The organism is Candidatus Methanoperedens nitratireducens (assembly GCF_900196725.1).
GTDB classification, from domain to species: domain Archaea; phylum Halobacteriota; class Methanosarcinia; order Methanosarcinales; family Methanoperedenaceae; genus Methanoperedens; species Methanoperedens nitroreducens_A.
Genome location: NZ_FZMP01000006.1, coordinates 16,543 through 27,331, shown reverse-complemented (window position 1 = coordinate 27,331; position 10,789 = coordinate 16,543). Strand labels below are relative to the sequence as shown.

At 41.1% G+C, this 10,789-nt stretch carries 16 protein-coding genes; 12 read left to right on the top strand and 4 right to left on the bottom strand.

Features of this window, described 5'->3' with window-relative positions:
* The 4 genes from MNV_RS00645 to MNV_RS00630 form a co-directional block, all read left to right on the top strand.
* On the top strand, window positions 1-851 hold an 851-nt coding region (locus tag MNV_RS00645), incomplete at its 5' end, for a hypothetical protein (protein ID WP_218837838.1).
* Between the two features lie 225 nt (window positions 852-1,076).
* Complete coding sequence (locus tag MNV_RS00640; RefSeq protein ID WP_096203422.1) at window positions 1,077-1,580, top strand: BglII/BstYI family type II restriction endonuclease; 504 nt, start codon at window positions 1,077-1,079, stop codon at window positions 1,578-1,580.
* Between the two features lie 54 nt (window positions 1,581-1,634).
* Window positions 1,635-1,817, top strand: coding sequence for a hypothetical protein (locus MNV_RS00635; protein ID WP_096203421.1), 183 nt, complete (start codon window positions 1,635-1,637; stop codon window positions 1,815-1,817).
* Window positions 1,818-1,957: 140 nt separating this feature from the next.
* A complete protein-coding gene (locus MNV_RS00630; protein WP_096203420.1) occupies window positions 1,958-2,857 on the top strand; it encodes a TRM11 family SAM-dependent methyltransferase in 900 nt (299 codons plus the stop codon).
* A 9-nt stretch (window positions 2,858-2,866) separates the two neighbouring features.
* On the opposite strand, the gene MNV_RS19200 is transcribed toward MNV_RS00630, so the two are convergent.
* Window positions 2,867-3,034, bottom strand: coding sequence for a hypothetical protein (locus MNV_RS19200; protein WP_218837837.1), 168 nt, complete (start codon window positions 3,032-3,034; stop codon window positions 2,867-2,869).
* 84 nt (window positions 3,035-3,118) lie between these two features.
* On the opposite strand from MNV_RS19200, the gene MNV_RS00625 reads away from it, so the two are divergent.
* From MNV_RS00625 to MNV_RS00615, 3 genes are all read left to right on the top strand, one after another.
* Window positions 3,119-3,322: a DUF2281 domain-containing protein gene (locus tag MNV_RS00625; protein WP_096203419.1), complete on the top strand. Its 204-nt coding sequence runs from the start codon at window positions 3,119-3,121 to the stop codon at window positions 3,320-3,322.
* Entirely contained in the window at window positions 3,307-3,639 is a 333-nt protein-coding gene (locus MNV_RS00620) for a type II toxin-antitoxin system PemK/MazF family toxin (RefSeq protein ID WP_096203418.1), read from the top strand. The genes MNV_RS00625 and MNV_RS00620 overlap by 16 nt, the downstream gene beginning before the upstream one ends.
* 596 nt (window positions 3,640-4,235) lie before the next feature.
* Complete coding sequence (locus tag MNV_RS00615) at window positions 4,236-4,454, top strand: LSm family protein (RefSeq protein WP_096203417.1); 219 nt, start codon at window positions 4,236-4,238, stop codon at window positions 4,452-4,454.
* A 274-nt stretch (window positions 4,455-4,728) separates the two neighbouring features.
* On the opposite strand, the gene MNV_RS00610 is transcribed toward MNV_RS00615, so the two are convergent.
* Window positions 4,729-4,878: a zinc-ribbon domain containing protein gene (locus MNV_RS00610; protein WP_096203416.1), complete on the bottom strand. Its 150-nt coding sequence runs from the start codon at window positions 4,876-4,878 to the stop codon at window positions 4,729-4,731.
* 295 nt (window positions 4,879-5,173) lie between these two features.
* Between MNV_RS00610 and MNV_RS20390 the strand changes: the two genes are divergently transcribed.
* Both MNV_RS20390 and MNV_RS00605 read left to right on the top strand, forming a co-directional pair.
* The gene (locus tag MNV_RS20390; RefSeq protein WP_256999878.1) at window positions 5,174-5,299 is read left to right on the top strand and encodes a hypothetical protein; all 126 of its coding nucleotides are present in this window, start codon (window positions 5,174-5,176) and stop codon (window positions 5,297-5,299) included.
* A 454-nt stretch (window positions 5,300-5,753) separates the two neighbouring features.
* Window positions 5,754-6,131, top strand: a complete 378-nt coding sequence (locus tag MNV_RS00605; RefSeq protein WP_143311544.1) for a MarR family transcriptional regulator — start codon at window positions 5,754-5,756, stop codon at window positions 6,129-6,131.
* Between the two features lie 108 nt (window positions 6,132-6,239).
* On the opposite strand, the gene ftsZ is transcribed toward MNV_RS00605, so the two are convergent.
* On the bottom strand, window positions 6,240-7,205 hold the full coding sequence (gene ftsZ / locus MNV_RS00600; RefSeq protein ID WP_096203414.1) for a cell division protein FtsZ: 966 nt from the start codon (window positions 7,203-7,205) through the stop codon (window positions 6,240-6,242).
* 113 nt (window positions 7,206-7,318) lie between these two features.
* Between ftsZ and pdxT the strand changes: the two genes are divergently transcribed.
* A complete protein-coding gene (gene pdxT / locus MNV_RS00595; protein WP_096203413.1) occupies window positions 7,319-7,912 on the top strand; it encodes a pyridoxal 5'-phosphate synthase glutaminase subunit PdxT in 594 nt (197 codons plus the stop codon).
* A 10-nt stretch (window positions 7,913-7,922) separates the two neighbouring features.
* Here the strand turns inward: pdxT and MNV_RS00590 are convergent, their stop codons facing one another.
* Complete coding sequence (locus tag MNV_RS00590) at window positions 7,923-9,017, bottom strand: hypothetical protein (protein ID WP_096203412.1); 1,095 nt, start codon at window positions 9,015-9,017, stop codon at window positions 7,923-7,925.
* Between the two features lie 286 nt (window positions 9,018-9,303).
* Here MNV_RS00590 and MNV_RS00585 point away from each other — a divergent pair, with 286 nt between their 5' ends.
* On the top strand, window positions 9,304-10,266 hold the full coding sequence (locus tag MNV_RS00585) for a cytochrome c3 family protein (protein ID WP_096203411.1): 963 nt from the start codon (window positions 9,304-9,306) through the stop codon (window positions 10,264-10,266).
* Between the two features lie 63 nt (window positions 10,267-10,329).
* Window positions 10,330-10,779 (top strand): multiheme c-type cytochrome, encoded by a 450-nt coding sequence (locus MNV_RS00580; RefSeq protein WP_096203410.1) that lies wholly within the window; start codon window positions 10,330-10,332, stop codon window positions 10,777-10,779.
* Window positions 10,780-10,789 lie beyond the last annotated feature (10 nt).

Genomic DNA, 10,789 nt, shown 5'->3' with positions numbered 1-10,789 from the left:
ACAACGAACTCATACGAACTCACAACGAACTCTTGCTGCAAGGAATCCATGTTACCCTCGAAAGTGTTAAGATCAAAGAATTTTATTTAAGTCAGCAAATGAAGAACGAGAGCAAACTGACCTGGAAAGATGTCGTAAAAGAAGCTCTTTTAGAAATCGGCAGCTCAGGTCATCTTGACGATATTTACTCCAAAATAAAGGGACACCCGAAGACCGAAACAAATCCAACATGGAGAGACACTGTAAGACGTACCTTACAGCAGTACAGCATTTTCTATCAGGAGGAGAAGGGGAGCGGGATATGGTATCTCAGGGAAGAAAAGCCTCTTGAGGAGTTTGACCCGAAAAAGAACCCGAATCCAGGGCATGAGGATGTTCAGGGGATGCTGCTTCAGTTAGGGAAAATATACGGTTATGAGACATCGGCTGCGATTAATGATGCTAAAAAAAGATTTATGAATAGACCTATTGAAGAAATTGCAACCATAAAAGAATTTCAAAGCGATATCTTTCATCCAAAAGTTATAGAGGTAGTCAGCCACATAGATGTATTATGGTTCGGCGGTGATACTGAAATGCTGGTTCCCGAATATGCCTTCGAAATAGAGCATACAACAGATGTAACAAAAGGGCTTGGAAGGTTACTTGACCTTTACAAATCTGGTCAGAGAACAAAGCTGTTTATAATTCTTCCGGTTGATAAAATGAGCAAGTTTGACAAAGAAATCAAACGCAGTCTTTTCAGAGATATAAAAGGAATTTGCCAGGCAAGAACTTATGAACCCCTCATCAAGCTCTACACTCTAGCGAAGGAACATGATTCACAAAAGATTGAATTCCTTGGCGAGTAAAGGGTAGCGGATTTTTCGATTTTTTTAATACCGATTAAGGTAATAGCAGTATCCAGATATAGCGATTGTATTTTTAATTATACAATCCAAATTCTCTTGTAATCCGAGGAAGCTTCATAGAGAATCCAAATTAAATGTACATAATGTACAGAAATTGATATTTTTATTCCAATTAAAAAGATTGTGATTGTAAACCATCACATTAAAATTATATAAGCTTGAATCATGAAATTTAAAGACTCTTATTTCTTTTGTAGCCAACGACTCCTTCGCAATGTAGATGAAGTACATGAAATATTTTCATGTATTGATGCTATACAGTGGGAGCCTGAATTTGAAATTGTATATAATGGTACTAAATTTCAGCACCAAACTGCATACAACAAAGCATTTGATACTGAATTTTCAAAATATAATTGGCAATCACAACCTGTACTTTATCAGGATCCAAAGTTAATAGGCGATTATCAAAAGAATGATGTTTTTGTAGAAATCCAATTCGGAAATAGTGCCACCATTTATCGTGATTATTATAAATTTCATTTTGGATTGACAAAAAATCTTCTCTCATTAGCGGTCTTGATTGTTCCTACAAACCCAAAAGAATTTTTCCCAACTCGTCCTGCCAGCGTAAACAATATGGCTGAATTTGATTTTGCATATCGGTATTTTAAATTACTACCAATCCCTGTCCCAATACTTTTGTTAGGCTTACTTCCTGAAAATTAAAAATGTACATTATGTACAGTAAATAAGTTATGTACATGAAATTACTAAGAAAGCATGGGTAAAAAATTCACTGTAAAAGCCCGCGCTCATCACGGTACAGATTCTTTAGATCTTACTATACCTACACAGGTTTGCAAAGAAAATAAAATAAATGAGGGGGATGTCTTTTCTTTGGAAATTATAAATGAAGACAAATTAACAGTTTTAAAATATACTAGGATATTTGAAAATAAATGACATTCCTGCAATAATAAATCTATTCCTGTTTATGACATGATGTTAGTTACAGTTTAAATACAACTTACTTACAACTTAATTATATTCACAAAATTAGATCATATTAATTTATATATTAACAATCAGATCAATATCGATCCTTGCTCGAAATCACAAGGACCGACTACAAACAATTCCTTCAATCCCACCCAGAAGTAGAAATCGGAGAAACCAAAATAAAGCTCCACCACAACTGGAAAATCCATAAATTCGCCCCCTCCACCTTCACCCCCGAAACCACCACAGTCTGGAGCTTCCCCGACCGCGGCGATTGGGCTACGCACGTCGGAAACTACAGGGGCAACTGGTCGCCATACATCCCGCGCAACCTCATTCTTCGCTACACAGCGCCAGGTGATTTGGTGCTTGACCAGATGGCGGGCTCTGGCACTACGCTTGTAGAGTGTAAACTTTTAGAGAGGCGAGCCGTGGGTGTGGACATCAACCCGGATGCTGTCATGGTCGCGCGGAACAGGCTGGATTTTGCTTATACGCCCCTGGATGCTGAGTATCAGGCGCCGGAGATTAAGACTTATGTTGGGGATGCGCGGTCGCTTGACTTGATAGAGAACGAGTCCATCGACCTGATAGCCACGCATCCTCCGTATGCCAGTATAATCCCTTATTCCCATGACCGCGAGGGCGACCTGTCAAGCGTGCATAACATAGCTGAGTTCGCCGCGGAGATGCGCAAAGTTGCGCAGGAGTGTATGCGTGTGCTCAAGCCCGGAAAGCACTGCGCCATTCTCATAGGCGATACAAGGCGGAACAAGCATTTTGTGCCCATAACGCCCAGGGTGCTGATGAGCTTTCTTGAGGCTGGGTTCGTACTGCGCGAGGATATTATCAAGCTTCAGTGGAAAATGAAGAGCACCAGGGAGAAGTGGTTCGGGAAGAAGTATGACTTTTATCTTATCGGGCATGAGCATCTTTATGTGTTCAGGAAGCCGGAGGCGGGGGAAAGAACGACAAAGTTTAAGGAGAGCATGAAATGGTGGTAGACTTCGCCTCTAGATTTTAATCCTGTCAATCCTGTTAATCCTGTCAAAATACCGCACTTTAATTGAGTTCGTACCAGTTCGTATGAGTTCGTTGTTAATATTTATTTTTGGGCTGCGCCGCCCTTCGGGCGGGTTGCTTCTTGGGGTTTTATTGAAACTTAAGGATGGTGAGCTCAAGGAGAGCATGAAGTGGTGGTAGGCAAGGATTTAAAGCATAAATATTATAACCAAACGAATTGATATATAAATGAGCACAATACCATGGTAAATGTTACAAAAAAAGAATTAATTTTACGTGAAATCGAGCATGTTCCGGATGATCTCTTTGATGAAATACTCGATTTTATTCGTTTTCTTAAAATAAAATCACGAAAAGAGAGCATGGAAACTGCAATAGCAAGCGAATCCTCATTAAAAAAGGAATGGCTGCGTCCTGAAGAAGATGAAGCATGGCAAGATTTGTAAAAGGGGACGTTGTAGTCCTTCCCTTTCCGTTTACAGACCTAACTGAGGCTAAAAGGCGTCCGGCACTTGTAATTGCAGATTTGAAAGGAGACGACGTGATTTTATGCCTGATAACCAGTCAATGGGTCAAAGACAATGATGCTATCCCGATAGATGAGAACGATTTTGAGCAGGGGAGTCTTAAAAAGAAGAGTCATATAAGACCAAATCGAATCTTTACAGCCGATAGCAACATAATCTTGTATTCTGCAGGTCACCTTAAAAAGAAAATAACCGCCGGTGTTATTGAAAAAATTATTGAAATCCTGCGTCGATGAATTCATTAAACTACGATATTAATCATCATTAAGTATGTTGGGGATGCGCGGTCGCTTGACCTGATAGAGAGCGAGTCCATTGACCTCATAGCCACACATCCTCCTTATGCCAGTATACTGCGCAAGCCGAAGTTTCGGCTTTCAAGCGTGCATAACATAGCTGAGTTCGCCGCGGAGATGCGCATGGTCGCGCAGGAAAGCATGAGATGGTGGTAGGTGGTGCCTCATTCACTATTTGCTGAATATTGATGGCGCAGGTTAAACGGATTTTTACAGATATAATTCCGTGCGTATCAGTGTCATCCGTGTTCATCGTCTTTTAGGAGTTCGTATGAGTTCGTACGGAGTTATTTGAGTTACATTAATCTATTAGAAATTCATATCAAGCAGATTGAATTTAAACCAAATATGATGAATAGAATTAAGAACTATTTTCAAACATTCCCCGGCGAAGTTGAAGACCCGTTCCAAAGGACTTTTGGAGATTTTTAATTTTTAAACGGTAGGAAATTTATAAATATATATTTTATTCTCTTCATCTGAAATAGATAAGTTGATTTGATTGGCATTCAATCTTAGTTAAGAAGGAGAAGCATATGAAATTAAATAAAATGGAACAAACTTCCGAATCGAAGAGTATGAAGGAGATGCTAAATGGTTTTTTGGGTAAAGAGGTGGATATTTCAATTAGAAGCGGGACTAAGCTCAAAGGCAGGCTGGAGTCGGTGTCAACATACGAATTGGTTATTACTGTATCTCATAAGCCTGTAGTAGTGTTAAAACACGCAATTGATTATGTTGAATTAACCGAGTAGGAACCGGGAGGGGGAGAAACTATAAGATATATTCGCTTAGAGTAGGGTAAAGTTTGGGGAAAATGATTTAAATCCAATAACCGTTAACATTATTCGGTGGTATTGGAAAATCGGGCAGGACGGGTGGATTTGGTGGTAGAAAAAAGGATTACCTTTCCTGCCCATGAATAGACTATACTGATTGAGATTATAAATCGATTTTCCAGTATTTAACCAAATTATTCCTGGATGTTAGCAAGACGGTAAAAGCTGACGAATCCGAATGAAATGCATTCTATCTTCTTTTTTCTTCTTTCTTTTTACTTCTACAGCTCTTACATCTTTTAGGAGCTTCGTATCCTTTCTCTTCAAAAAATTGTTGCTCCCCTTCTGTGAAAATGAAATCTTTGTGACAATCAATGCATTTTATTTTTTTATCTCCCATACTTTATTCTCCTTTTTTAGCAATGTATGGATATGATATATCTTTTATTGTAAGTTTACATAATCATCTACTTACTCTTCATAGTAGCTCCCATCGCCAGAGCCTGTTCAACCAATACCATGTCTTTGCAAAAATGAATCGAAAATAACTTCAAAATACCGCTATAGTATTGTAAAACAAATCAATACATTCACTCCCTCACTTATACACAATTTTTAATTATTAAATATTATTTATCGATTCTGTGACCAAAAAATTTAAAGTCTCTACATATCTTATTTAGGAGAGGGACATAATGAAAGCAAAAGTTGTTTATATCAAACCAGATAAAGCAAAGAGAGTTAATGAAATTCTTGTTGCAGAAAAAGAATTCATGGAAAATGAGAAAATAGAAGCTCCAAATGTTGAAACAGAGCCTTAGAAAAAACTTGTGAATTATATAGTACTGCTTCATTTCGCATGGAAATGGTTTTTTCCCATTTTGTAATATAAACTTTAGCGTATTTTTTAAATTCAACCGATAACTTTATAAGCACAAGTATGTTAACATCTGATTAATTCATTATGACTATAATGAAGGTGAATTAAAATGGCTAGGAATCAAAAAGCTAAGGATAATGACTATCCACGAGCCTTTATCTGCACTTTCTGCAAACAGGAATTCGCATCAATGGGTTCCGTGTTTAGTCACATGAGCGATATGCACGGCTTTGCTCGAAAAAGTACATAAAATCTTAAAACTGAAATTCGACTCAAAAGCGTGTATGACAATAAATCGAATTTTGATACTTTTGAGTGTTCATGTACAGTGAGATAAATTTTTCTTATCGAAAGGTTAAAATAATACGGGCTCATAATATATTATGGGAGTAAATATGAAATCTCTTACTATCAGACAACTTGATGAAAAAGATGAAGAAATTGCAGACGCACTTATTTCTTTAGGTATGAGTAGAAATGTCGCCAGAATTTTGAGCTATCTCAAGAGTTCTAAAGAAGTTAAATCAGTAGATCTTGAAAGAGAAGCTGGATTACGCCAGCCTGAAGTCAGCCTTGCTGTGAGGGAGCTAAAAGGACGTGGCTGGATAAGTGAGCGGGAAGAGAAGAAGCCAGGGAAGGGAAGACCATATAAGGTGTACTTGCTTAAAGTCGGATTTGATGAGATAGTCGATGAGCTTGAGAGACAGCAGAGAAAAGCAGTTGATGAAATGCGGTCAAAGATTGAGCAATTGAGGAAATCAAGAAGATATTAAAATCATTAAGTCATAGATAACCAAAGCCCGGAGGTGTAGTGAGGAGAGCGGGGATGGGATTGGCATCTTCTAAATTCACCCAAAGGGTTGCTGAACATTTAGTTTAATTTACCCAAACGGGTTTCCCACACTCGCAAATAGCGCCATCACCCTGATGCGCCCGGTCATCGTTTCATCGACCCTGGCGCCCCATATGATCTTTCTGGTGTTCGGCACATGCTGAGCCATCAGCTCCCCGACTTTTGCCACCTCGTCAAGCGTCATATCCTGTCCGCCTGTGATACTTATAAGCAGCCCGTGCGGCGTCGAGTTCTCAGGGATATCCAGGAGAGGTGCGGAAACGGCGCGCGCAACCGCTTTTTCCACGCGGTCCGGACCTTCGGCATCCCCGATGCTGAAAGAGGATACGCCGCCTTCTTCAAGAACGGCTTTCAGGTCAGCAAAATCAAGATTCATGAGGCTTGGCACGGTTATAGTTTCAGTGATTCCTTTTATCAATGCCCCGATCAACCCGTTCGCAACCGCAAAGGCGGTCTTAAGAGGCAGGTTTCCCGCTACTTTGCGAAGTTTGGTATTATCTACCAGCACTACGGAATCACATGTTTCTTCAAGCGCACGGATGGCTTTTTTGGCATTCTCGCGCCGCAGGTATTCTATCTCAAATGGCATCGTCAGGCACGCTATGGTCAGGGCTCCGAGTGAATTGGATATCTCTGCAACTACGGGAGCAGAACCTGTGCCCGTCCCGCCTCCAAGACCGGCAACGACGAATACGATATTGATGCCTTCAAGCTCTTTTCTTATTTCATCCGCACTTTCTCGTGCGCATTCCGCTCCTATTTCCGGAAAGCCCCCGCATCCTTTTCCCTTGCCTCTTTCTTTGCCTATAAGCATCAGTTTATCCGCCCTTTGCAGGACAAGATGGCTTATATCCGAGTTGGCTGCTATTATTCTGGCGCCAGCTATGCCCTTATCAGCAAGGTATGTAATAATATTACATCCCGCGCCGCCAAGACCTATGACTGCCACAGACGGTCTTACCGCCTTCATAATATCTGCCAGTTCTGCCTTCATCTGAGGCTATTAATAGATTCAATTCATATAAATAAATATCCAAAAATCCATCTTATTATCGACAAAAGCCTTTTGTATTATGGTACACCATTCAGGGTTTAATATTGAGATACATGCGCATCGGAGTCATTGCGATCCAGGGAAATGTGGAAGAGCACGTTAATGCCATATCCAGGGCATTAAAACAGTCAAATCTTGAAGCAGAGGTCATAAAGATAAAACATAGCGGGCTTGTACCTGTGTGTGATGCCATAATCCTTCCGGGCGGTGAGAGCACAACGCTGGGGCGGCTTATGGAGAGGGAGGGAATCGCCGATGAAATAAAAAAAGTCGCCATTGCAGGTGTTCCGGTGATGGGGACCTGCGCAGGGCTTGTTCTGCTTGCAAAATACGGGGACATGCAGGTTGAACGGACAAAACAACCGCTTCTCAGGCTGATGGATATACATGTTAACAGGAATGCCTTCGGACGCCAGAGAGAATCGTACGAATGTCAGGTGGATTTTAAAGGACTGGGCTTGCCTTTCAATGCCGTGTTCATCCGTGCGCCTGCCATTACCGGGTGCGGTAAGAATGTGGAGATACTCTCAAAGTGCAACGGTCTCATCGTGGCGGCAAGAGAAAAAAATATGCTTGCCCTTGCGTTCCATCCCGAACTGACTGATGACATGCGGATACACCATTATTTCTTGAAAATGGTGGGATAGGATTATAGAATCAATCAGGCTTTTCTATCCTTTTGTTGATCCTTTCGATTTTTGTCCTGAGCGAACTGCTGAGTTCTTCGTATTCCTCATCGATGAGGTTTCCTGATGCATAATCCTTTTCGACTTTATCAAGCATGGATATAAGTTCGTTCTTCTCGTTCTCAAGCTCATCCCCGGTCTTTCCGGCAAATTTCACCTCATCCGTTTTTGCTTCCGCTTCCCCGGATTCTGTGCTTGTTTCAGGTGTTTCTTCAACCGCTTCTTCCGGTTCTTCGGTGGTTTCCTCTGGCTTCCTTTCAAAAGAGGTTCTTATTTTCCCTTCGATTGCCTGAAGTCTTTCACTCCTTTTCCGTAAGACAGGATATGAAAGAGCAAGTAATATCAGGAGCCCGATGATCACATAACCTGCAATGCCAGCCGGGGTGGCGGCTGGTTTTGAGATCCGGATATTGATCTCCATAAACCCGGGTGCTACCCATCCATACAGGACGCTGTTGTCCTCTTCTTTTGGATTCCCTGAGGCTCCAATGTCGTTACCGTTCTCATCAGTTATAGTTACGCTGTTTCCCTTGTCTTTTGTTATTTTTAGTATAAGGCTGCCAGACACTTTGCTGATAAGTGTGGGATAAAGGAGCTTTTTTGATAATTTATTTAAACTGTTTGCCGGAAGTACATACTCTACAATATACAGTGGAGGAAGAGAACTGTTCATCTCAATAAAATCCTGCCAGCTTATAATATTCCCGTTCTGGATTATATTGAGAGGTACTGGTACTATATTCGCCATCATCTCCGCTCTTTCTACACTGATATTTTCTGCGTCGTCCGGCATCCATGTTCTTAGCGTACCGGAAAAGTTAGCTGTCCCGGTATTTTTGTATATCAGTGTTTCACGTACATACAGCTTGTTCTGGGATTCAAATTGGATAGTATCTATCTCTATAAGATGTTGCAACAACTGGATATCCTGGTCCGATTGCGTAGAGTTGTTCAGGTCTGTTTGTACTGTAGACTTATTGGCCCCCATTCCGGCAAACCCATAGGTGGTGCTTATCAAAGAGAGAACCAAAAATATAAAAATTACGTATTTGTTCAGCTTTTTCATGTGCTCACTTGTATCAAATATACTATTTATATAGATATATTTTGTCGTTTAGTCTTAATTGAAATTAAATATACTGAACAATTCGGAGAATCATGCTGCTATTGCTCCGTAAGGTGAAAAAAAAGTAACCCGGTCAGGAATACCTGCCCATGTTCTGGAAAATTTTTAGTAGAAAAAAGCAAAAGCTATATATACGGAATAATAAATTGATGAAGAGAAAAACGTATAACATTTAAAACAAGAATTTGTTAAAACGAAGACCGTTAAAACGATAGGATTGGAAAAAATGCAACCAAGATTATTTAGCATAGCAATTTTTCTGGCTGTAGCCGGATTCATCTTAGTCTTAATTCCAGATGCTGTTGCTTCTGAGAATTCATGTATCGATTGCCATAAGACATTATCTCCTTTTATCGAAGTCCAGAAACAGTTCAATCAGATAAGGGTTCAGCATCTTGAGAAGAACGTAAGTTGCTCTCTTGAGTGCCATGAGGACAGGGTCAGGCAGCTTGCAACATCTAATTACCAGCAGTGGTCTGAATCTGTACATGCTCTCAAAGGAGTAACATGCGATGTCTGCCATCAGGGTGACCCAAAGCAGGCAACAAAGGAGAAAGCTCATGCAGGTATCCTGAAACCTACAGACCTCCAGAGCCCTGTTTATTATACGAACGTCCCAAAGACCTGCGGCAATTGCCATTCAAAGGAACTTTCTAATTTTGAGAACAGCAAACATTATCAGAAGCTTGAGGCATTGAAAACCGCCCCGACATGCACAACTTGCCATTCTCCTCATACATTTACCGTGTTGAATCCTGAGGAGTTCAGGAATTTCTGCGGGAACTGTCATTCCGTGTATAAAAAGGTAGCACCTTATGATATCCCGGTCCAGGCCGAGTACCTGCTTGGAAAATTGAATAAACTGAAATTCAATATCCAGACGGCTCAGGAAGATATATTCTGGGCTAAAAAGAACGGGACTGATGTAACGAAGGCCGAACAATACATGGATAACGCGTTAACGGTGCAACAGAATCTGGCGCCCATGTGGCATGAATTCAATCTCACACACTTCGAGGACGAGGTGGACGCAGCCAACAGGGAAATAAACAAAGCAGAGGAGCTTCTAAAACCAGCCCCAACCCCAATAGCAACAGCACCCAACAAAATGCCCGGTTTTACCGGATTGATCGGTATAATCTCACTGCTGGCTGTACTGTATATGTTCAAAAAGAAGAAAAGAGATTAAGCGAATGAGAAGCGAATTCCGGAGTAAAGAAAATCGTTATTACCATATACAGGTGAGAAAACAATGCAGCCGCATTTAAAGAGAGCATTAACATTGCTGGCGATCGCGATAATCGGTTTTATCGCGGTCAGAGCCATAATCGTACCGGATTCATTTGGTCAGTATGGGTGGTACAGGGGAGACTCTGTTATTGAGAACAGGAACTTACCCGTTGAGCATGCAGGATCAGCGAGTTGTGGTGAGGAAGATTGCCATAAAACAATTTCTTCGATATGGTCAGACTCAGGGCATAAAACGGTAAATTGCGAGACCTGTCATGGGCCATCGGAGGAGCACGTCAATAATATCAGGATAATGCCGCCTCCGGCGAACGATTCAAGGGATTACTGCGGTCTTTGCCACTTCAAACGTGCAGCACGACCATCGGGTTTCCCGCAGATCGACCCCGAAACTCATGGTGAAAACTTAAAATGCGCTTATTGCCATAACCCGCATAAGCCGTGGTTTGTGTAAATGGAGGCCT

Bases quoted from the DNA above. Each gene is read 5' to 3' on its own strand.
- MNV_RS00640 (WP_096203422.1), top strand. From the start codon at position 1,077: ATGAAATTTAAAGACTCTTATTTCTTTTGTAGCCAACGACTCCTTCGC.
- MNV_RS00635 (WP_096203421.1), top strand. From the start codon at position 1,635: ATGGGTAAAAAATTCACTGTAAAAGCCCGCGCTCATCACGGTACAGAT.
- MNV_RS00625 (WP_096203419.1), top strand. From the start codon at position 3,119: ATGGTAAATGTTACAAAAAAAGAATTAATTTTACGTGAAATCGAGCAT.
- MNV_RS00620 (WP_096203418.1), top strand. From the start codon at position 3,307: ATGGCAAGATTTGTAAAAGGGGACGTTGTAGTCCTTCCCTTTCCGTTT.
- MNV_RS00615 (WP_096203417.1), top strand. From the start codon at position 4,236: ATGAAATTAAATAAAATGGAACAAACTTCCGAATCGAAGAGTATGAAG.
- MNV_RS00610 (WP_096203416.1), bottom strand. From the start codon at position 4,878: ATGGGAGATAAAAAAATAAAATGCATTGATTGTCACAAAGATTTCATT.
- MNV_RS20390 (WP_256999878.1), top strand. From the start codon at position 5,174: ATGAAAGCAAAAGTTGTTTATATCAAACCAGATAAAGCAAAGAGAGTT.
- MNV_RS00605 (WP_143311544.1), top strand. From the start codon at position 5,754: ATGAAATCTCTTACTATCAGACAACTTGATGAAAAAGATGAAGAAATT.
- ftsZ (WP_096203414.1), bottom strand. From the start codon at position 7,205: ATGAAGGCAGAACTGGCAGATATTATGAAGGCGGTAAGACCGTCTGTG.
- pdxT (WP_096203413.1), top strand. From the start codon at position 7,319: ATGCGCATCGGAGTCATTGCGATCCAGGGAAATGTGGAAGAGCACGTT.
- MNV_RS00590 (WP_096203412.1), bottom strand. From the start codon at position 9,017: ATGAAAAAGCTGAACAAATACGTAATTTTTATATTTTTGGTTCTCTCT.
- MNV_RS00585 (WP_096203411.1), top strand. From the start codon at position 9,304: ATGCAACCAAGATTATTTAGCATAGCAATTTTTCTGGCTGTAGCCGGA.
- MNV_RS00580 (WP_096203410.1), top strand. From the start codon at position 10,330: ATGCAGCCGCATTTAAAGAGAGCATTAACATTGCTGGCGATCGCGATA.